Annotated in this window: 22 protein-coding genes and 3 pseudogenes; 12 read left to right on the forward strand and 13 right to left on the reverse strand. The window is 65.2% G+C overall.

Translation table 11 applies throughout. The annotated features are described in order from the left end of the window. Nucleotides 1-14 precede the first annotated feature (14 nt). Nucleotides 15-719, forward strand: coding sequence for an MspA family porin (locus tag ACLBYD_RS27310; protein WP_447818714.1), 705 nt, complete (start codon nucleotides 15-17; stop codon nucleotides 717-719). A gap of 67 nt (nucleotides 720-786) precedes the next feature. Continuing rightward, nucleotides 787-1,476, forward strand: coding sequence for an MspA family porin (locus ACLBYD_RS27315; RefSeq protein ID WP_447818889.1), 690 nt, complete (start codon nucleotides 787-789; stop codon nucleotides 1,474-1,476). Here ACLBYD_RS27315 and ACLBYD_RS27320 read toward each other — a convergent pair. Further along, on the reverse strand, nucleotides 1,463-1,795 hold the full coding sequence (locus ACLBYD_RS27320) for a type II toxin-antitoxin system PemK/MazF family toxin (protein WP_447818890.1): 333 nt from the start codon (nucleotides 1,793-1,795) through the stop codon (nucleotides 1,463-1,465). The two genes, ACLBYD_RS27315 and ACLBYD_RS27320, sit on opposite strands and share 14 nt — an antisense overlap. A gap of 511 nt (nucleotides 1,796-2,306) precedes the next feature. Then, complete coding sequence (locus tag ACLBYD_RS27325; protein ID WP_447818891.1) at nucleotides 2,307-3,623, reverse strand: MFS transporter; 1,317 nt, start codon at nucleotides 3,621-3,623, stop codon at nucleotides 2,307-2,309. Between the two features lie 199 nt (nucleotides 3,624-3,822). Between ACLBYD_RS27325 and ACLBYD_RS27330 the strand changes: the two are divergent. Continuing rightward, nucleotides 3,823-4,176: pseudogene (locus tag ACLBYD_RS27330) on the forward strand (transposase); the annotation flags it as partial. A 200-nt stretch (nucleotides 4,177-4,376) separates the two neighbouring features. Here the strand turns inward: ACLBYD_RS27330 and ACLBYD_RS27335 are convergent. Further along, the gene (locus tag ACLBYD_RS27335; protein ID WP_447818917.1) at nucleotides 4,377-5,396 is read right to left on the reverse strand and encodes a zinc-dependent alcohol dehydrogenase family protein; all 1,020 of its coding nucleotides are present in this window, start codon (nucleotides 5,394-5,396) and stop codon (nucleotides 4,377-4,379) included. Nucleotides 5,397-5,410: 14 nt separating this feature from the next. Continuing rightward, on the reverse strand, nucleotides 5,411-6,661 hold the full coding sequence (locus ACLBYD_RS27340) for a multidrug effflux MFS transporter (RefSeq protein ID WP_447818892.1): 1,251 nt from the start codon (nucleotides 6,659-6,661) through the stop codon (nucleotides 5,411-5,413). A gap of 113 nt (nucleotides 6,662-6,774) precedes the next feature. Here ACLBYD_RS27340 and ACLBYD_RS27345 point away from each other — a divergent pair, with 113 nt between their 5' ends. Further along, nucleotides 6,775-7,686, forward strand: a complete 912-nt coding sequence (locus tag ACLBYD_RS27345) for a helix-turn-helix domain-containing protein (RefSeq protein WP_447818893.1) — start codon at nucleotides 6,775-6,777, stop codon at nucleotides 7,684-7,686. A 135-nt stretch (nucleotides 7,687-7,821) separates the two neighbouring features. Then, nucleotides 7,822-8,217: a (R)-mandelonitrile lyase gene (locus tag ACLBYD_RS27350; RefSeq protein WP_447818894.1), complete on the forward strand. Its 396-nt coding sequence runs from the start codon at nucleotides 7,822-7,824 to the stop codon at nucleotides 8,215-8,217. 45 nt (nucleotides 8,218-8,262) lie between these two features. On the opposite strand, the pseudogene ACLBYD_RS27355 reads toward ACLBYD_RS27350, so the two are convergent. Beyond that, nucleotides 8,263-8,650, reverse strand: a pseudogene (locus ACLBYD_RS27355) (acetyl-CoA C-acyltransferase); the annotation flags it as partial. Nucleotides 8,651-8,833: 183 nt separating this feature from the next. Between ACLBYD_RS27355 and ACLBYD_RS27360 the strand changes: the two are divergent. Next, complete coding sequence (locus ACLBYD_RS27360) at nucleotides 8,834-9,121, forward strand: hypothetical protein (protein WP_447818895.1); 288 nt, start codon at nucleotides 8,834-8,836, stop codon at nucleotides 9,119-9,121. A gap of 85 nt (nucleotides 9,122-9,206) precedes the next feature. Next, a complete protein-coding gene (locus tag ACLBYD_RS27365; protein WP_447818896.1) occupies nucleotides 9,207-9,557 on the forward strand; it encodes a hypothetical protein in 351 nt (116 codons plus the stop codon). Here the strand turns inward: ACLBYD_RS27365 and ACLBYD_RS27370 are convergent. Then, nucleotides 9,554-9,898 carry an aldehyde dehydrogenase family protein gene (locus ACLBYD_RS27370; RefSeq protein WP_447818897.1) on the reverse strand — a complete coding sequence of 115 codons (345 nt, stop codon included), beginning with the start codon at nucleotides 9,896-9,898 and terminating at the stop codon, nucleotides 9,554-9,556. The genes ACLBYD_RS27365 and ACLBYD_RS27370 overlap by 4 nt on opposite strands. A 183-nt stretch (nucleotides 9,899-10,081) precedes the next feature. Then, the gene (locus ACLBYD_RS27375; protein WP_447818898.1) at nucleotides 10,082-10,777 is read right to left on the reverse strand and encodes a GAF and ANTAR domain-containing protein; all 696 of its coding nucleotides are present in this window, start codon (nucleotides 10,775-10,777) and stop codon (nucleotides 10,082-10,084) included. Between the two features lie 484 nt (nucleotides 10,778-11,261). On the opposite strand from ACLBYD_RS27375, the pseudogene ACLBYD_RS27380 reads away from it, so the two are divergent. After that, nucleotides 11,262-11,669, forward strand: a pseudogene (locus ACLBYD_RS27380) (AMP-binding protein); the annotation flags it as partial. Nucleotides 11,670-12,070: 401 nt separating this feature from the next. On the opposite strand, the gene ACLBYD_RS27385 reads toward ACLBYD_RS27380, so the two are convergent. From ACLBYD_RS27385 to ACLBYD_RS27400, 4 genes are all read right to left on the reverse strand, one after another. Beyond that, nucleotides 12,071-12,823: an SDR family NAD(P)-dependent oxidoreductase gene (locus ACLBYD_RS27385; protein ID WP_447818899.1), complete on the reverse strand. Its 753-nt coding sequence runs from the start codon at nucleotides 12,821-12,823 to the stop codon at nucleotides 12,071-12,073. Nucleotides 12,824-13,080: 257 nt separating this feature from the next. Continuing rightward, nucleotides 13,081-13,911: a helix-turn-helix transcriptional regulator gene (locus tag ACLBYD_RS27390; protein WP_447818900.1), complete on the reverse strand. Its 831-nt coding sequence runs from the start codon at nucleotides 13,909-13,911 to the stop codon at nucleotides 13,081-13,083. Next, nucleotides 13,908-14,369: a hypothetical protein gene (locus ACLBYD_RS27395; RefSeq protein ID WP_447818901.1), complete on the reverse strand. Its 462-nt coding sequence runs from the start codon at nucleotides 14,367-14,369 to the stop codon at nucleotides 13,908-13,910. The genes ACLBYD_RS27390 and ACLBYD_RS27395 overlap by 4 nt, the downstream gene beginning before the upstream one ends. A 137-nt stretch (nucleotides 14,370-14,506) precedes the next feature. Then, nucleotides 14,507-14,725 (reverse strand): hypothetical protein, encoded by a 219-nt coding sequence (locus ACLBYD_RS27400; protein WP_447818902.1) that lies wholly within the window; start codon nucleotides 14,723-14,725, stop codon nucleotides 14,507-14,509. A 330-nt stretch (nucleotides 14,726-15,055) separates the two neighbouring features. On the opposite strand from ACLBYD_RS27400, the gene ACLBYD_RS27405 reads away from it, so the two are divergent. Genes ACLBYD_RS27405 through ACLBYD_RS27415 form a run of 3 tightly spaced genes read left to right on the forward strand, consistent with a single transcriptional unit; the run spans nucleotide 15,056 to nucleotide 17,493 of the window. After that, nucleotides 15,056-15,790, forward strand: a complete 735-nt coding sequence (locus tag ACLBYD_RS27405) for an Atu4866 domain-containing protein (RefSeq protein ID WP_447818903.1) — start codon at nucleotides 15,056-15,058, stop codon at nucleotides 15,788-15,790. A gap of 27 nt (nucleotides 15,791-15,817) precedes the next feature. Continuing rightward, nucleotides 15,818-17,218, forward strand: a complete 1,401-nt coding sequence (locus tag ACLBYD_RS27410; protein ID WP_447818904.1) for an amidohydrolase family protein — start codon at nucleotides 15,818-15,820, stop codon at nucleotides 17,216-17,218. Nucleotides 17,219-17,241: 23 nt separating this feature from the next. Next, nucleotides 17,242-17,493 carry an Atu4866 domain-containing protein gene (locus ACLBYD_RS27415; protein WP_447818905.1) on the forward strand — a complete coding sequence of 84 codons (252 nt, stop codon included), beginning with the start codon at nucleotides 17,242-17,244 and terminating at the stop codon, nucleotides 17,491-17,493. Nucleotides 17,494-18,056: 563 nt separating this feature from the next. Here ACLBYD_RS27415 and ACLBYD_RS27420 read toward each other — a convergent pair. Further along, the gene (locus ACLBYD_RS27420) at nucleotides 18,057-18,188 is read right to left on the reverse strand and encodes a hypothetical protein (protein WP_447818906.1); all 132 of its coding nucleotides are present in this window, start codon (nucleotides 18,186-18,188) and stop codon (nucleotides 18,057-18,059) included. A 172-nt stretch (nucleotides 18,189-18,360) separates the two neighbouring features. Next, nucleotides 18,361-18,858: a hypothetical protein gene (locus ACLBYD_RS27425; RefSeq protein ID WP_447818907.1), complete on the reverse strand. Its 498-nt coding sequence runs from the start codon at nucleotides 18,856-18,858 to the stop codon at nucleotides 18,361-18,363. A gap of 331 nt (nucleotides 18,859-19,189) precedes the next feature. Here ACLBYD_RS27425 and ACLBYD_RS27430 point away from each other — a divergent pair, with 331 nt between their 5' ends. Then, on the forward strand, nucleotides 19,190-19,624 hold the full coding sequence (locus tag ACLBYD_RS27430) for a nuclear transport factor 2 family protein (protein ID WP_447818908.1): 435 nt from the start codon (nucleotides 19,190-19,192) through the stop codon (nucleotides 19,622-19,624). Nucleotides 19,625-20,184 lie beyond the last annotated feature (560 nt).

Below are 20,184 nucleotides of genomic sequence, written 5' to 3' on the forward strand. Positions count from 1 at the left end.
AGTAGGGGTATCCATTGAGCAACAAGCACGCATCCGGACTGCGCCGCGCCGCCCGGATCGGCGGCGTCGCCGCTGCCGCCATCGCACTGGGGTTCGCCTCCGCAGGCGCGGCACACGCCGACACCTTCGTTCCCCTGCCCGACGGTGAGCAGATCGTCGGCACCCACAAGATCACACGAACCGCCGAAAGCGCGCTGATCTCGCCGTCGCTCGCGGCCAACGGCGCCGGCCGCGTCGCGTGGGTCTCGGGAACCGTCACAGCCACGGTGACCGGGCTTCCCGCCGGCCTCGAGGCCGGACCGACCAACGGCGGTATCGCCAAGGACGCCAACGGCACCCAGGGCACCTCCACCAACGGTGTTCCGCGTCTGACGACCGGCTACATCGTCGGCTGCCAGGTCGACGTCAGCAAGATGTCGGGAACCCTCGGTTTCAACATGGGAATGTCGGCGGACCTGGTCAAAGAATCCATGGGCGGCAACGTCGGCGGAACCGCCTCACTGGCGATCCCCCTCAGCGCCGGCCAGGTCAAGTTCGTTCCGGTACAGGCCAGAGACATCAAGGCCGACGGGACGTACACGATCCAGTACCAGGACGCACAGCTCGAGGTCCAGGGCTGCGGCGGCTACGCCCAGGCCCGCGCCTACACGGTCCTGGAAGTGACGGGCAACGACTACGTCAAGACCACGCTGTACGGCCAGCCGTTCAGCATCGGCTGACCCAGCCCGAGACCGTAATTCCCGCCTCCTCGCTACGCGCGAGACCCGACCTCGAGAGTAGAAACACATGAAGACCAGCGTCATCAGCGGCCTCAAGATGGCCGGCGTGGGCGCGACGATCGCCGTGGCCCTCGGATTCGCTTCCGCAGGTGCCGCCAACGCCGATACCTTCGTCCCGCTGCCGGATGGAAACATCTCCCAGACTCTGCCGGACGGCACCGTCGTGACCGTCACACGCACCGGCGAGACGGCGAATATCTCCCCGTCGATGGGGGCCACGCCCCTGCACCGCAACGTCTGGGTGTCCGGCAATGCAAAGGTCGAGCTCAGCGGACCGGGCGCACAGATCGGTGGCCGCATCCAGCCCGGCTACATCGTCGCCTGCCAGCTCTCGCTCACCGCGAACCTCAACGGCGGCCTGAACGCCGGCGGCGGCATCACCGGCACCGCGACCGCGACGACACAGTCCGGGACCCTCGGTGCCAACGCCGGTGCGGGAATCACCCTCGCACCCAACCAGGCGTATGACTACAAGGTCATCGACATCACCACCACCGACGCGTTCGGCGCCGAGACGCACCGCAACTTCAACACATTCAAGGGTGCGAGCGGCAGTGTCACCTGGGGCGACACCACCCTCGGCGTCACCGGCTGCGCGGGCTACGCCCAGGCTCGCAGCTATGTGAAGGTCACCGTCGACACTCCGACGGCCACCCAGCAGGTCACCCTGTGGGGACAGCCCTTCAGCATAGGCTGACCGACATGGGGACCGCCCCGCTGCCGAGAACCTCATCCTCTCGACAGCGGGGCGCGGTCGCTCGAAAGCACAGCACCGGAAAGGCTCCGACGACTCCGCGCAGATCAAGATGCAGCCGCAGAGCTTCGTCGAGCGCGGCAAGCGTTCTCGTCGAGAGCTTCCCGACCGGGTCACCGTCGAGACGACGCACCGAAACCGAACGAACCTGCTCTGCTCGAGCCTTCGACTCACGCGGCACATCCGATTCGTCAGGTTCGACGAGAACCCGAAACGCGAACACATGCGCCGTGTTACTCGTCAACGGCACCACGGTGGCCACCTCCGATAGTTGCATTCGGTACGCCTCGAGGGGGCTCATCGGGCTCTGCAGATCACCGACCCGCACAGTGGTGACACGGTTGCCTCGAAGTTTCAGACCAGTACGCCGCAAACGCGGCCGACATCGACGCCACAGCGGACCTGGCCGCTGGCATCACCGACAGTCACGGTGCGGAAACTCCGGAAGCCGCTCCCTGCCGAGCCGAAGTGGCTCGGCTACGCACACTGGGTGGAGCGCCGGCACACTGACGAATGATTCCCTGACTTCGACAGCAACGAGGGTCGGACCGCTATCGCGGGCCGACCCTCGTTCATTCGGAGCTCGAACCCAGCGCCGAATCAGGACAATTGACGTCACCTGATCTCGAGAGTGACTCCGCTGATATGGTGCGCAGCTCGCGCAACCGTCAGTCCGACAGTCCCGCTCATCGAGCTCCGACTTCGTGCACCACCCTGATGGACGCAATCGGATCCCCGTTCACCCCACGTAGTTGACGTTCACCGTGGTCGGGTTACCGCACCGGCCGGCTTGCTGCCAGTGCGAAGGCGCCGAGTACGCCAACCGCGGCGAAGGCGTAGAAGCCCCAGGGATAGGCGATACCGGCTTGCAGGAGCACGCCGCCGAGGATCGGGCCGCAGATAGCGCCGATGCGGCCCACGCCGGCGGACCAGCCGAGCGCCGTGGCGCGGGCTTCGGGCGGGTAAGCGGCACTGGTGAAGGCGTAGACGAGCACCTGCGAGCTGAAGACGAAGCAGCCCGCGAGAAACACCAGTACGTAAATCCCATACGGCAGTTTGATGCTGAGGGTGGCAAGGAACAGCGCCGCGAGTGTGAACCATACGAGACCGGCGGTGCGGGCACCGACCCGGTCTGCGACGCGACCTGCGACGAGCAGGCCGACAACGGCGCCGGCATTGAGGACAAGCAGCAGCGACAAAGACGCACCGAGGTCGTATCCCGCTTCCCGCATGATCGTCGGCAACCAGGTGTTGAGACCGTAGACCAGGAGCAGCCCCATGAACGAGGTAACCCAGATGGACACGCTGGTACGCACGAGCTGCGGTGAGAACAGGACCCGCACCGGTGACGCCGGCGAGCGTGTCGTCTCCGTGTCCGCCGCTTGATCCTCCGGCTGCGGTGAGGGGGCATTGACCGCGGGTAGGCCGTAGGCGACCGCGATCCGTTCTGCCTCGTCGTGACGACCTCGCACGGCAAGGTAGGCAGGCGATTCGGGGAGGTAGCGGATCATCAGCGGGACGAGGACGAATGCCGGCAGCGTACCGGCGACGAACATCCAACGCCACCCGGCGCTTTCGAGCAGCACGAGCGCGAGCAGCGCGGTCGCTACAGCGCCGACGTGGTATCCGGTCATGACGGTCGTCGACGCGGAACCCTTCTTGGCGGGCGCGAATTCGGCAACGATGGCCAACGCGGTGGGGAGTGCACCGCCGAGACCGAGACCGGCGAGGAAACGCAGGACGCCCAGCATCTCCGGGGAGGTCGCGAACGCGCATGCGAGCGTGAGGACCGAGAATGCGGTGACGGAGAAGATCAGCGTACGGCGCCGGCCGAGGACGTCGGTGAGACTGCCGATGGCCAGAGCGCCGAGAGTCATGCCCACCAATCCTGCAGTCGAGATGACCGTGAGACTGCCGGCATCGACGTTCCACTCGGCGTAGTCGAGCAGTGCCGGATTCACCGTACCCAGTACGACGAGGTCGAAGCCGTCGAGAAGTACCGCGACCCAACACAGCGCAATGACGAAACGCGCGGAGCGGGACGCAGGATGAGCAGCCGGGCCGGTAGCCCGAGTAATATTTGTTCGCATAGCGCACACCTGTTCGTTACCGAGTGATCGCTCGGATTCTGGCTGTAAGCGGGGCGGTACGTCAACTCGAGGATCGGTGGCGAGCCAACCGATCGGCGAGGCGCCGACGGGATGAACCACCCGGACGTGCGCGCGGATCGACCGTGCGGCGACCTGGGTACCGAAATCCGCCGACGAGGTGAACATTCGGCCGAGCATGAACGAGGTACCGGACATGGTCGGCCCGCTGCCCCGACAGTCGTGTGTGCATCTCGATCATGGTTACGACTCGGCAAAGACGTTGGATCTGCTCGAGGAGTTGGGGTACGACTACGAGATCGCCCGCAAGGGGGTTCCTGCTCCGATTCAGGTCGGGGAACGGTGGGTCGTCGAGCGCACGCATGCGTGGATGAACGGTTTCGGGAAGTTGCGTCGGTGTACCGACAAGTCCGCAGTGATCGTCGAATCCTATCCGGCGTTGGCAGCCGCGCTGACGGTGCTCCGACGGTTGATCAACCAGGCACGCACCTACTACCGGCGGCTGACCCGGCCCACCACCCGGCGGCTCAAGTGAGCATCATTTGCCGGGCTCTTACATTGTTGTCGGCCACAGAGAACCCGGCAACGACCGACGGACCTCGTTATGCACACCGTCGGCACCGGTCCCGTCCGCTGCGACGTCTACCGACTCCAGATTGCCCTATTCGAACATCGACCGTGATGAAGGCACCTTCCGGCCTCCCCCACCGTCGGTGCACCCGACTCCGGTCGTCATCACATGGTGAGCAACACCTTCGTGGCTCGGCGCGCATCCATGGCCCGGTAACCGTCGGCCGCCTGCTCGAGAGGAAGGGTCAGATCGAACACCTTGCCCGGGTCTATCTTGCGATCCCAGATCAGGTGGATCAGGTCGGGCAGGAACCGGCGCACCGGTGCCGGACCACCATGCAGGTGCACGGCGGAGAAGAACAAGCCCAGTCCGTCGAGGGAAACATCATGGGAGACACCGACATAGCCGACGTGTCCACCCGGGCGGGTTGCGTTGACGGCCTGCATCATCGACTCCTGAGTGCCGACCGCTTCGATGACGCTGTGCGCACCGAGCCCGCCGGTGAGTTCCTTGATCCGTGCCACCCCGGCGTCGCCGCGTTCCTCGACAATGTCGGTCGCACCGAACTCCCGGGCAAGAGCTTGCCGGTCGGCGTGACGGCTCATCGCAATGATCCGCTCGGCGCCTAGCTCCTTCGCCGCCAGGATCCCGAGCAGACCGACGGCACCGTCGCCGACCACCGCGACGGACTTTCCCGGACCGGCTTCGGCGGCGACCGCGGCGAACCATCCGGTGCCCAGCACATCGGAGGCGGCGAGCAGCGACGGAACCAGATCCGGGTCCGGCTGCCCCGGTGTAGCGACAAGGGTGCCGTCGGCGAGCGGGATGCGCGCGTATTCGGCCTGGGTGCCGATGGCTCCCATCGGGTGGGCGTGCACGCACCGGGACTGATACCCGGCCCGGCAGATCTCACAGGTGTTGTCCGAGGCGAAAAACGAGCCGACGACGAAGTCACCGACCTGCACGTTCTGCACCTCGTCGCCGATCTCGGTGACGACTCCGACGTACTCGTGGCCCATCGGAGTGTGGTCGACTTCTTCTGCACCCCGGTAGGGCCAGAGGTCCGATCCGCAGATGCAGGATGCGGTGATCCGGATGATCGCGTCGGTAGGCTCGATGATGACCGGTGTTTCCCGTTCCTCGACTCGGACGTCGCCGGGGGTGTACATGACTACTCCACGCATGGTGGTGTTCTCCTTCATCGGGTGACTGTCGAGGGAATCGGCGACAGCGCGTCCGGCGGTGCCGTCAAGGTGGATCTGAGGACAGACGCTCCCGCGGTGATGCCGGCGAGCAGGACCGCGCCGGTCGTAACGACCCCGAGGGGCAGGATGCTGCTGGCACCGGCGACACCGACCAGAGGTGCCGCAACCCCGCCGAAACCGAAGCGCACCGCGCCAAGCAGCGACGACGCGGTTCCGGCCAAATGCGGATATCCGGCGAGCGCGAGGGTCGTGGCGGGAGGCGAGGAAGTCGCGACACCGGTAGCGAGCAGGAACAACGACGCGATGACCACCCACAGGGGCATCCGTGCCAGACCGGAGGCAAGAAGGCCGAGCGCTCCGCATCCGGCCACCACGACACCGGCAGCGAGAGTGCCAGGGATGCTCCATCGCTCCGAGGCGCGGCCGGCGAAGTATCCGAAGGCCATGAATCCTGCTGAGTTGAGCCCGAAGGCCGATGCGTACTGCGGCGGGGACAGACCGTAAATGTCCTGCAGGACGAAGGTCGATCCGGACAGGTACGCGAACAGCGCCGCATACAGGAAGCCCTGGCTGACGATCGCACCGATGAACACGCGATCCGCACCAAGAGTGCCGAAGGCCCGGACGATAGCGGTAACTCCGCCGCGGGTGCGTCGCCCCACCGGGAGGGTTTCGCGAAACACTGCGCACGTGGCGACGAGGATCACCGCACCGATCACGGAGAGAAAGGCGAACAGGCCACGCCAATCGGTAACGGTGTCGAGCAGACCCCCGAGCAGCGGCCCGACGACGGCAGCAAAACCGCCGACCACGGTCACCCTTCCATAGAAACGGATCAGGGCGCCGCCCGCATAAATGTCACGCCCTGCCGCCTGAGCGATGACGATGCCCACTCCACCCGAAATTCCCTGCACGAGCCGTGCGAGGACGAGGAGTTCGATGGTGGGGCTGATCGCGCACAGCGCCGAGGTGACGACGTACGCGACGGTGCCGGCGAGCAGGACACCGCGCCGCCCGAACCGATCGGACACCGGTCCCGCAACGAACTGTCCGGCCGCCAAACCGATGAGGCAGGCGGTGACGGTCAGTTGTGCGACCGAGGTGGACGCGCTCAGATCGGCGCTCAACGCCGGCAATGCCGGCAGGTACAGGTCCATCGAGATCGGACCGAACACCGTCAACACCAACAACAGAGTCGGAAGCGAGCGGCTCACGGCCCAGGCAGGAGCGGTCGGTGCAGTCATGGACACCAGCGTGTCCCGGAGCCAGCAGTTGCGGGAGTCTCTGTCGAAGGGTGTACCGACAGGGCACCCCTGGGGCGCGCTGTACCTGCGCCGACCGGCCTAACCTCGAGGATGTGGACAATCGAGCCGAGGTACGCGAATTCCTGATGACCCGCCGCGCCCGGATCACCCCCGAAGTAGCCGGGATCACCGTCGGCGCCAACCGCCGCGTCGCGGGCCTACGGCGCAGTGAAGTTGCCGCCCTCGCCGGTGTCAGCGTCGAGTACTACGCCAAACTCGAACGCGGCGCCATCGCCGGCGCATCCGCATCCGTGCTCCACGCCATCGCCCGGGCACTGCAACTCGACGACACCGAGCAGTCACACCTGCTCGACCTCGCCCGTGCCGCCGACGGCATCCCTACCAGCAGCCGCGCCCGGCGCCGCGCCACCAAGCCGGCACCATCGCGCCCAAGCCTGCAATGGGCGCTCGCCGCGATCACCGATGCCGTCGCCGTCGTGCGGGACCAACGCCAGAACCTGATCGCCGTCAACGATCTCGCACGCGCTTTCTACTCCCCCGTCATCGGCGACAGCGGTCGCACCCCCAACCTCGCACGCTTCCAGTTCCTCGACCCTGCCGCCCATGACTTCTACCCCGACTGGGACCGGTTCGCGGAGATGTGCGTGGCCATCATGCGCGCCGAAGCCGGCCGCGACCCCCACGACAAAACCCTCCAGGACCTCGTCGGCGAATTGTCCACCCGCAGCGACACCTTCCGCACCTTGTGGGCGGCGCACAACGTCCGCACACACGGCGCCGGCACGAAACGATTCCATCACCCCATCGTCGGCGAACTCATCCTCGCCTACGAAGAACTCGAGCTCACCGCCGAACCCGGCCACGTCATGCTGATCTACACCGCCGAACCCGGCTCTCCCTCCGCCGAACGACTCCGGTTGCTCGCCTCCTGGAGTGCAGAACACCGCACCCACGAGTTCCACGCCGACGATCGACCGACATCCGTAGCGCCCGCGAATATTTGAGGACCGATTCCCTCGGCGACGCCCTGTCGAAAAAGTTCTCACGCCCTTCATTACGCGTCGAAGAGCGCGCACCAACCTCGGTCAACAACGGCCGTCATCAACGTATTTTCGTTCTATCCCATGAAAGTGGGAACAATGAAGCTCACCAAGAGCCATGGTCGAATTTCCGTCGGACCCCAGGACTGGTTCATCGGCACGGTCTACATCGACGGTGTCCACGATCCGGACGATCAGTCTGCAGTCGGATGTGCGCACGTCCGATTCACCCCCGGCGCGCGCACCGCCTGGCACACTCACCCCATGGGTCAAACCCTTTACGTGGCCGACGGAATCGGCCTTGTGGCCCGCCGCGGTGGAGAAGCACAAGGGATCCGGCCCGGTGACGTCATCTACATCGAGCCGGACGAAGAGCACTGGCACGGTGACACACCCGACCACTTCATGGCACACGTCGCCCTCCAGGAAGCCGACACCCAAGGTCGGGTTGTGACATGGCTCGAACACGTCACCGACGACGAATACCAAGGATGATCATCACGGCCGACACAAGGAATTGCCCGGGAAACGGCAGCAGCTTCACCGTTCGAACAGTCCGGCTGCCCCATCCGTCGCCGATGCACATGGTGACCACACGTAACAGGCCCCCGTGGCGACGTTCTTCGAGCAGCGCGTGCCCAACCAGACCGGTTCCGCTCATGCCGTAGGGGTAACCGACGAAGAAGGTGCCACGTCGACGTTGTAACGCTCCGGATCGATGCCGAAAGTGTCGCGGCAGTGCATCGCTTGGGAGACGAAGGCCCCGTTGAGCTCCCACAGATCGATGTCGTCGACCTTCAGATCGTGCCGGCGCAACAATGCCGGGATGGCATGGGCCGGACCGGTGGCCCCTCGTCGGGACTCCGCCCCGGTACCGCCATCCACGGTAGGTCCCGAGAACGTTGAGACCGCGTCGTTCGGCTTCACCTTTCTATTGAAAACTCGCCGGGAACCTGCACCCTCCCCAGGTCGGATCTGTCCCCCTCGCCGCTGCTACGAAGCCATGTTCGTTTTCTGATCGGTCTATTCGTTTCTCGGCAGAAACGACCCAGATCGTCCTACCGTGACTGGTAGCGGGATTGTGCGTTTCCCGTAGAGCAGGGGGCTTGAGATGAGCGACTGGACTTGCGAGGTGATCGCCGCAGTCGACGGGGTCCGGCGGGTGGTGCGCTGGCACCTGGCGCTGGCCGACGGCCTCTCCCGAGCCGAGGTCGAGGTCCGCGGCGCGGACCCGCCCAGGGGTTTCTACAGCCCCGATACCCGCGGGCGGGCCTTGATGCCGGAGCGTTGGTCACCCGTACTGGGGTCCGCATCGACCCGCGGTTCGCCCGCAGCCGGACAGCTCCTGGCACCGCAGCCGACCGGGGACGGATCTCCCCCGACCGGGCCGCTGCCGTGATGACAGTGCCGCGGCGTGCGGCATCCGAATCCCTCCAGGGGTCCACCCCCGTCGTAACCGATCCGTCCGAAATGGGTGCACCGCCATGACTGCCGCGATCTTGGTGTCCCTGACCCGGGCACTGCTCCGGGCCAACTACCGTCTGCTACGAGGACCGTTCGAGCTGGCCGAACGTCATCTGCTGCCCGCCGTTCTCGACGAGACCGCCCCCACCCGGCTGGCCTACCAGCGCCTGCTGATCGGCTGCGACCAGGCGGCGGCACAACTGCTGCACGACGAGTCCGCCGCCCGCGCCGCCCGGCGGCTGCACCGGCACCACATGAGCACCCGTTACCGCATCGCCCGCCGGCAGTACGACACCGACCACCACCACGCCCGCGTCCTGGCCCGGCACCGGGCCCGGTTCCTCGCTCGCCAACCCCACCGCCGGACCTAAAGAACCCGACGGCACTCGTCTACGAACTCGGTGTCGAAGACCGTCACCGCTGCCACCGGGCCGAAGATCTCCTCCTTCACGGTCGGTGCCTGATCGAGCACCGTCGGCCGGTAGAAACTACCTGCCCCTCGACGGCTGCGTCGATGTCGGCGTCGTCGAACACCGGAACAAGGCGTTGCCGGCAAGCTCCAGCGAGGTGCGCAGCAACCGATCGGCGGACTGGCAGACCGGATGCGTGCCGACCCCGTCAAAACGGTGAAGGTGATCTTGTGCATCCGCGGATCGATGATCAACAGCTCAGTCAACACCGCAACAAAGGACGTGGACAGGATGGACAGCACCCCCGGCCGGCAGACCGTCATCCGCCAAGACCTGACTGAGCAGCATCGTCAACGGCCGGGTCGGTGATCATCCAGTTCGGATGGGTGGGGCCAACCGCCGTGAGGGTGCTCGTTGCCCCGGGCGAACGGGAAAGATATGCCGCGTCCGTGAAGAGGACCACGACCTGCTCGCGGTCTGACCGATCAGTCACGTTGCGAGCCGCACTCGACGATGCGGGCGGCGATGGTGGCCACCGGCAGATTGGTTTCCTGTGACAGGGTGATCATCATCGCGAACGCGCGATCGGCGCCGACGGCGAAACGCTCCATCAGCATGCCCTTGGCCTGACCGATCAGATCCCGCGAGGCGATCGCCGAGTGCAGCTGCTGCTCTCGACGCGCGGCGACAAACGCGATCGCCGCATGCGCCGAGAGCGCCTCCCCGATGTGGACGCTCTCCGCATCGAAAGCGTTCGGACGCATGGAGAACAGGTTCAACGCTCCGGCCTGCATGTCGTGGGTATAGAGCCGAAACGACAGTATGCTACGCACCCCGGCGTCGACGGCCGCGGCGGTGAACTGTGGCCAGCGTGTTTCCGTAGTCAGATCGTCGCTGCGGACGAGCGTCGTGTCCATCGCCGCGTCCACGCACGGTCCTTGACCGGCCCGAGCCTGCAGTGAGTCGATCTGCGGCGACAATTGCGAGGTCGCGGCATGCGATTCGAATTTTCCGCGGCCGGTGATGATCAGGATGTCGGCGCTGTCGGTTCCGGGAATCAACTCCGCAGCGGCAACGGTGATGCGCTGCAGGGTCGCATCGAGATCGGTACCGGCGTCGTCGAAGGAACGAGCGAGTTCGGCCATGATGCGACTCAGTCGGTCAGACGAGAATGCGATCATCAGGGGCACCTCTCGGAAACTCAGGGTGCTCTACCTGCATCAACGGCGATGGCGGCTTCACACCGGAGGCCCTGGCCGCTCCACTTTATCACTCTGTCTCGGCGCCAGAACCGAGGAGAGTCCTGCACTGCGCCGCACTACGGACCGGACCGGAAGTAACAAAGTAGACGGGCGTGATCATGCCGGATGGTGTACCGCACTGGGACGTCGCTGGCTACCGGCCTCGAGACAGCAGCCGCAGGAATCGCCTCGGCAATCTACGGGACCGACCATAGTGCGCTGATGGGTGTCAGCGCAGCACGCATACTCGGGGGCATTCCACGCGCGCTGACCAACGCGGTCGTCGCCGTTCCTCGCGCGCAGACCCGGCGAGCTCAGTAACCGCGACGTCACGGTGCGGTTTGTACAGCATTACACCAGCACACTCGATCTGGAATGAGTGGAGACCTCCCTCGGGGCTGCACTCGTCACGAGTCCTGAGCAGAGCACCTCCGGTTCGACAGGTTCCCCGAAACTCGTCCGCTTGTCGCATCGCAACGTGCAGTCCAATGCCGAGTCGACCGCGGAGTACCTCGGCATCCGCGGAACCGACCGGGCGCTGACGACACTGCCGATGCACTACTGCTACGGGTTGTCGGTAATCCACAGTCATCTGCTGCGCGGCGCCGCGGTGGTGCTCACGAACCGCTCGGTCACCGACCCGGAGTTCTGGGCCTTGTTCCTGGACCACCGGGGCACCAGCTTCGCCGGCGTGCCCTATACCTTCGATCTGCACGACCGGTTCGGATTCGACGAACTGGACCTGCCCGACCTGCGCTACATCACCCAGGCCGGCGGGCGACTGTCACCGGATCGTGTCCGCGCCTATGCGCAATCGGGTCGCGAGCGGGGCGCTACGCAGAGGCAGAAGTCGTCGGTTTTGTCCGGTACCAGCGAACCGTAGACCGAGGATCTGAATCCTGTCCGTCCCTGCACCTTTCACTGCGGTTGGGTACTGTGTTCACCGAGGACCGTGTCCGTCCGGTCCGGCAACCCCACCTCCGATCCTTTTGCCTGCCACAGTTTCATGTGAAGAGCAGTCATGAGACGCACCACCGACACCGGATACCCTCACTACGACAACCGAGCCGGCGCGACCGCAGGGTATCGACCACGAGGACGGCCAGACCTGGCTCGCAGACGGCGACATCAGAGTCGACAACACCGGAACTGGAGACCAACCGTGTACATCCACGGCACCGAGACTTCCGCTCATAGGCGACGAATGTGCTTATGGGACGTAGAGGAAGTCGGTCATGTTCGAAGATGGGAAGCGCCGTTGAGGTCCAGGATCGTCCCGGTGGCCCATTCGGCATCGGGTGAGGCGAGATAGACGATGGCTGCGGCCACTTCGGCCGGCGTCCCGACGCGACCGAGGGGACTCTGTTGCCGTAGCGCGGAGCCCTCCTCACTGCTGAGCTTGGGTTGTTGACGTTCACTGGAGACGAATCCGGGCGCGACGCTGCTCACGGCGATTCCTCGTGGTGCCAGGGCGATCGCCAGCGATTGTCCGAGTGCGTGCAAAGCAGCTTTGGTTGCGCCGTAGGCCGGATGCTCGGGTTCACCTCGAAACGCCCCACGGGAGCCGACGTTGACGATTCGTCCCCCTACGGTCATGTGTTGTGCCGCTGCCCAGGTCACGCAAGCAGACCCGAGAAGGTTCACCTCTATCATTCGGGTCCACACGGCGCACCAATCGTCGTAGCTGGTATCCGTAATCGGGTGGCGATTGCCCGCGGACGGTGCTACCGCGGCGTTGTTGACAAGCACGTCCAACGAACCGAGCTCGCTGACCGCGCGCTCTACGAGGTTTCGTGCTTGCGTCGGATCTCCGATGTCACCGTTGACGATGGTGTGGCCTTCCCCGGGAAGCTCTGACCTCGTGTGCTCGGCGCCGCGCCGGTCGGTCGCGTAGTGCACTGCCACGGTGTCACCGAGTTCGGCGAATGCACGGGCGGTGGCGCGGCCGATGCCGCTCGATGCGCCGGTGACCAGAATCTTTCGCATGGATTGAACCTTCTCCCTCGCGGTGAGTATCCCACCGATCTCTTGTCATTCCGCCGTCTGTCAGAAGACAGGTCCCGTCACGAGACCGGGGCGGGCTCGACGTGGACAGCACTGTCCAACATCGATTGGGGCCGAGCTCCCGTTCGTTGCCAGGACGGTGGCAGTATCACTCTCGAACGCTGCCGCTCTGTTCAGCAAGGGTTCACAGTCCAAATACCGTGATGTGTGGACAGTTCCTGTCTGTCTCAACGACGGAGCTACAGGCTATCGAGACGGGCGGTGGCTGCGAGGGATCCCAGCAGTTGAAGTTTGTCGGCACTGGACGAGCCGACGGGAGCTTGGTAGACGATCAGTTGGTGGCCGGGTGCGCTGCGGACGTCGAAGGCGTTGTATTCGAGGAGAAGATCGCCGACGGCAGGATGGCGAAATTCTTTTGCCTCATGAGTTTTTCCTCGGACGTCGTGCCGGCTCCACAGTTCGCGGAACTCGGCGCTTGCAGCGTGTGCCTGGAGAACGAGAGCACGGACGTCGTCTGCCGAACCCGTGTGGCCGAGAGCGAGCCGAAGGTTCGCGACACAGGAGGTGGTTGCGCGGTCCCGGTCGGTGAAGAAGCTGCGTCCGAAGGGGTCGAGGAAGACCATCCGCGCAATGTTGTCGATGCGTTCGAATCCGCTGTACAGGGCTCCAGCGAGGTCGTTGTATGCAAGAACATCCAACTGACGGTTGATGATGAACGCGGGGGTATGCGACCAGGATGCGAGCAGTTGCCGGAGTGAATCGTCGACGGTTTTCCGTACCGGGGTGCGCGGTGTCGGGGCCAGACCGGCGAGGCGGAACAGGTGCTCGCGCAAATCGGTGTCGAGGTCGAGTACGCCGGCGAGGGCGTTGAGGACCGCTGGGGAGGGGTTTCGCTCGCGGCCCTGCTCGAGTCGGGTGTAGTAATCGACGCTGACGCCGGCGAGCATGGCGACTTCTTCCCGGCGAAGGCCAGAAACCCGCCGCCCCGACTGCGCTGTGAGGCCGACATCCGTGGGCTGCACGTGGCCGCGTCGCGCTTTGAGGAATGTTCCCAATTCGGTGGAGCTCATGAGACGACGCTAGCCTCACCGCAACGCGGCTGGCAGGCCGTGTCGCACCCTGGCTGGGATTGCTTGGCCGTGAGCACCAGCGCGGCACCGAACAGGGTGATCGCCACCACGAGGAACATGGCGGTGGGCACACCGCCGCCGTGGGCCGGTGCAGCGATCATCGGGCCGCTGCTGCCGCCGAGGAACATGAACGCGCCGTACCAAGCAGTCGCGCCGGCCGTCTCGGCGGGCGCAGACATCTCGATGATGCGTGCGACAAGGGCAGGAGTGGTCAGCGCGATGGCAGCGACGAAGACGATGACACCACCGGCGACGACCGAGGTGGTGTCCACGACCCCGATCACTGCCGCGCTGAGCGCAGCGATCAGGAAGCCGGCAGCGGCGCGGCGCCGAGCCGGAACGCTGTACAGCAGGCCGGTCGCAAACGGCACCAGAACGAGGGCAGCAAGGGTGGCCACTCGCACACCTTGTAGAACCCCGGGGAACCGGGCGACGGCGACAGAATCACTGAGCTGCAATGCAGTGGACAGCGCGACGTAACTGCCCAGGACTGCTGCTGTAGCGATATACAGGGCGAGCATCCGTCCACGCCGGATCACGGCGGGAGCACGAGGAACGCCTGAGCCACAGGTATGGACGCCACCGGGCCGCGGTCCAGCATGGACGCGAGGACGACGGTGTATACCGCCCGTGCCGCCGCGCTCGCGATGAACGCCCCTTTCCATCCCCACGCGTGCCCTGCAGGACGAGCGATCAGGGTGATGCACACGTCTGCGGCGACCGCAGCGCGTTGGGCTCCGTATCCTTCGTTCATCACCAAATCCGACGCGCCGAAGGCAACGTCCCGTCCAAGTCACCCTGTGCCTGGCTTGCCGGCGCACGAACGTTCCCTATGCCCTCCTCCGCGACCATCCCACCTGGCAGCGCGAGCCGCCGGAAACCTCGGGTGCCGCTTGACCGGCCATGAGGCTCCTCTCACGAAATGCCTCGGAGCGACAGGATCCGACTCTCGTGCCTGGGGCCAGTCCGAACCAGGCCGTAGCGCACCCAGGCACACACCGGCCTGTTCCGGTGCTCCGTCCAGCCGGATAGTGGATTTCGCCGGAGTCACCCGGCGTCCTCGAATCCCCATTCTGGAGTACACATGATCACCGCCTTCACCCCCGAACTGCTCGAACTCATCACCGCCAACCGCACCGGCGGGCATCGTCCGCTGCTGTTCGCCAACGCCCGGATCATCACCGGCGACTCCCTGATCGGCGATTTCGACCGCGGTGATGTTCTTCTCGGTGGTTCTCGCGTCGTCGGCATCGGACCGGGCCTGCTCACCGCAGCCGACGACGACGGTGCCATCGTCATCGACTGCGCCGGGTACCTCATCGTGCCCGCAATCGTCGACGTCGTCCGGCTCCGCGGGCTGCGTCCGAAATCGTTCCGGTCACCCTCCGCGCTTGCACCGGGCAATCCGGCAACGTTCATGATCCTGCCCGTTTCCCGCGACGACTCGGAAAAAACGGTGCTGCAACGATTCTTCGATGATCCCGGCACCGCACACACGATCGTCGTCGACGGCGAGATCGTCCTCTGGGGTGGTCGCTCGGTCCACACCGACGACTCGGAGCAAACCCTGACTGCCACAGACGCGTCGTCGGACCGGTATCTCGGCACCTGGATCGACGAGAACGATTTCGTGCACCAGCACCTGACCGCAGACGGCCGCTACGACGAAACCCGCGGTGGACGCCCGCACGCCTACCAGGGCTCGTACTGGATCACCGGCGACCGCATCGACTATCGCGACGATCTCGGATTCTGGGCCTTCGGCGAATTCGCCGACGGCGTATTGCATCACGCCGGTTACACCTTCCACCGCTCCTGACCTGCCACCAACCCCTGAAAGCACACCATGCCGAAGAATTCCCTCACCGAGTTCACCGCGGCCCGCGGCAGTGGCCGCCCGATCCTGCTGACCGGCGGCGCCGTCGTCACCATGGATCCCACCATCCCGGACCTCGACACCGGCGACGTCCTGCTCGCCGGTTCCCGAATCACCGCGATCGGACCCGACCTGCGCTCCGATCCCGAACACGGCGCCGCCGCCGCAGCGGCGCTCGTCGTCGACACCCGCGGAGCGATCGTCAGCCCCGGTTTCGTCGACACCCACCGTCATGCCTGGGAAGCGCAACTGCGCCGCAGCATCCCCGACGTCGCCGACCTCGGCGAGTATGTCATGTCGACCCTGGCCGGCATCGCTCCGAACTACGCGCCGGAGGACATGTACATCGGGACCCGACTCGCCGCGTTGACCGCGCTGGATTCGGGTATCACGACCATGCTCGACTTCTCGCACAACTCACGCAGCTCCGCGCACTCCGATGCTGCGCTCAACGCGCTCATCGACACCGGAATCCGCGGCGTGCACGCCTCGATGGGGCCGCACTTCGGCCAGTGGGACCGCCAATGGCCCGCTGACATGAACCGGTTGGTGAGCGACTTCCACGGCGCCGCAGGAGGTCTCGTCACCGTGCGACTGGCTGCCCTGTCCACCGACGAGATCGCCGGACCCGCCATCGCCTACGGTCCCGAACTTGCAGCTCTCGCTCGCGATCTCGACGTGTGGACGAGCATCGACGCGGTCTTCGGAGTGCCCTCGTCGGAGGCGATCCTGCGCTGGGCCCGGATGGGGATCCTCGATCCGACCCTCACACTGATCCACTCGACCGGACTGACCCCCGAGGCATGGACGGCGATGGCAGATGCCGGTGTCACGGTCTCACTCGCCCCGACCTCCGACGCGCAGATCGGTCTCGACACGGCGGTACCCGCCGTCGACGAGGCCCTCTCCGTCGGGATCCGGCCGGGTCTGAGCATCGATGTGGAGGTCGCGCTCGCCAGCGACATGTTCACCCAGATGCGGGCCCTGCACGCCATCCAACGCATGCGTGCCACCAACGCTGCTTACAGAACGGACGAGTCCCGCAACCGGATCACCACGCGTGATGTCCTCGACTTCGCGACTCTCCAAGGGGCGCGCGCGAACGCGCTCGGAGACATCACCGGTTCGCTGACCCCGGGCAAGGAAGCCGACCTGCTCATCGTCCGCGCCGACGACGTCAACAACATGCCTCTCAACGACACCGTCGGCACCCTCGTGCTCGGCTCCGACGCACGCAACATCGACACCGTCCTCGTCGCTGGCAACCCACGCAAGTGGGCGGGTTCGCTGGTCGGCGAGGACATCGACGCCCTTCGCGAGGACGTGATCCACTCCCGCGACACCATCACCCGACGGGTGGCGGCACTGTGACGACCGCGAAGGAAGTGAAGGACATGAAACAAGCCCAGCACCCGTTCGTCGGATTATGGGTGACCGCCGACGGGAACATCCGCCAACGCCTCCTCCCGGAGGGGCGATACGTCGAGGCCCGCGGGAACCGGGAGGCCGCCTACACCGGCGACTACCGGATCGACGGCACCATGATCTATTACCGCGACGACACCGGTTTCTCCGCCGACGGCGAGTTCCGCGCCGACGTCCTGTATCACGCGGGCATGGTCATGTACCGAGACCCGGCCGGCTGAAGCAATCGTCGCCCCTGACAGACCCGTAACCGACAGCGGCGGCGTGCGCCCGACATACCGGCCGCAAGCCGCCTCGCCTGCCGACGAAACACCGATCAACTGATCGAGACGGGAGTGCATCGGCTGGTTTTGGACAAAAGGCATTGAATGGACGACGTTCTCGCGGCGCCTCCAAGTTCCAGGCAGCGACCGAGTCGGTCGAATCGCCGCAGGGGTGTAGCGCTGCGTAACCCGGCAGGCCTCAAAGTCGCTACGCGCGGAGGCAATGGAGATGAGGGCCGCCGCTCGGGCCGGAGAACTCGCCACCAGAAACTGCCGATGAAAGACCCAGCGGACAGCTGACCCCGACGAACGAGCCCTGGTCATCCACTTGGACGGCCAGGGCTCGCTTCGCTGGGGCGATTGTCAGCGCTGCGATTCCCGGCAGGCATGGAAGCCGAAGAACAGCACGGCGATCAGACCTGATCGTGAGAGTGGGTTTGCCGGTAGTCCACGAGAACCTCTCCCCTATCCCCCTATGGGACAGAAGTTGTCGCCGCCGGCCGCTCTGCGGGCCAGATGATTCAGTCGTCCTCCCAGACCAGGTTGGGCACGTGCATCGCTTCGATCAGGTCGAGGTCGCGCTCCTCGACGGGCCCGTAGTCCAGCACCATGACGTTCTTGCTGACCGGTCCGTCACCGGGACGCTCGTACACCGCTCGGGCACCAGTCCGCCGTGCCGAAATTGAGCTCCTCACTCGTGCGCCCGCAAGATGTGCAGTTGTGCACACGGTAGACGACGCTTCGTGTGCCCTCGCGACCTTTGACCTCTTCGACGCTCGCTCGGAACATCCCGGCAGCAGCAGGGCCTCATTCTGAAACGGGCCGTTAGTCACAGACTTGTGGTGCGGCGAGAAGCAACCCGTCACAGACGAAGGCTCGGGATAGCTTCCACTGATTGTCGGAACGCACGAAGGAGATCGGCCCCACAGGGTAAAGGGCCATGCCTTCGAGATGACCCTGGCCAGTTGCGTTGATCATGTCCGGGCCGACAAGTTCCACATCGGTGAACCGGATGTATTGGGGTGAGGGCTGCGCCCCCCAGGCCCGTGCGATCGGCCGGGTCTGGTCACTGGGACCATCCAAGAGTCGCGCGCGGTCATCCTCGCGTATCGAGTAGTTGGTGGTGGCGTTGTACAGGGTGGTCAGTTGCTCGGTGGTGGGCACGAGATCGGTGATCGGCGCCGGCGGCGGGGCGAACTGAGTGGATTGGACGAAGATGGTCTGATGGCGCGATTCGGTGTCATCGGCGGGTGAGCAGGCGCCAGCGACGGTGGCGATCGCGACAAGAGCACTGACACCTATCGCGGCTTTCCTCACCCTCATGATTCAGGTATCGCCCCGAGCCGACGCAGCGTGACAAGCCGGCCACAGCACTTGTCCCGACGACGGAACCATCACCTGGACCAGAGCTGCATCGATACCTCAGGCAAGACGCCAGTCGGCGCCCGTTCCGGAGCGGATCGGCTAAGGGAATAGCGACCAGGCTGAGGATTCCGACAAGTTTGTGACAATCAGGCACTGACACGATGAGGAGAATCCGCAGGTCCACGCGCTGCACTACTGACAAGTTCGGCGAGAACCTACACATCATTCGCGATTCCACTCAGCGGACTTCTACGCCGACAACAGGGTCCGATGCCCCACACTCCAATGAATGAACGACCCATGGGATCTGGCGGGGCGGTACTCGGTGGCGGTGGATAACCGCAACCCCGCCGCTCTAGCTGACTTGTTCACGGCGGACGCCGAGTTCGTCCAGTCCCCCGCAGTGACCCGAGGCGCGGGTAAGGTGATCACCGTCGGTCGTGACGCGATTGTGAGAATGGTGCTGGATGGCACCGCACACCTACACGCCACCCACCACGCTGTGCATCAGCGAGTAATCGACGTCACCGGTGATACCGCCACCGGATGGGTGTACTGCCTCGCACATCACCTGTACCAGAGCCGAGACGGAATGCGTGACAACGCGATCGCCATCCGCTATCAGGACACCTACCGGCATGTGGACGGTCGTTGGCAAATCGCACGCCGTGAACTGATCGTCGACCTCATCGACGACCACCCCGTCACCGTGCCTACCACCTGACCCGCGCCGCCTTACCATAAGCCGGCGCCGTTCGGACATTGCACCCGCGCGAAATATCTTGTCTGGAACGACATCCAGACGGGTACATACCGGAACGGGAACAGCAGAACACGATTCGAACCGAGCCAGTACGCCCCTGTCGACTCCGACTCGTCCATTGCCAGGGCGCGGCCTGTACGGTTGCTACTTCAAACGGGTCGTAGCCGACACCCGCCACCACGGACTACATCGCCGTCACCACGCCAGTCGAACCTCGCCCGCGAGCCAAAATTTTCTGGAATCTCTCACCGAGCCTCCAAGCGCATCCGCCGATAGCCGGACTGTGCCCGGCAACGCAGAACTGTTCCCACTATTCTGGACGAGCGCCGAAACGCGTACGCGCCCACGAATCGCGGTGGTCTCATCCTCGGGCACCGCGATACCGCGGACGAATTCGCCTTGTCTTTCGCGGACCGCGTCGCCCATGTCAGGCCCGCTCTCGAGTCCCGGTGCCGCCCCAGCCGGTACCACAATGAACGCGAAACGAGCACCACAGCGATGCGAACATCGACCGCGATCGA

Source organism: Rhodococcus sp. C26F, assembly GCF_053345925.1.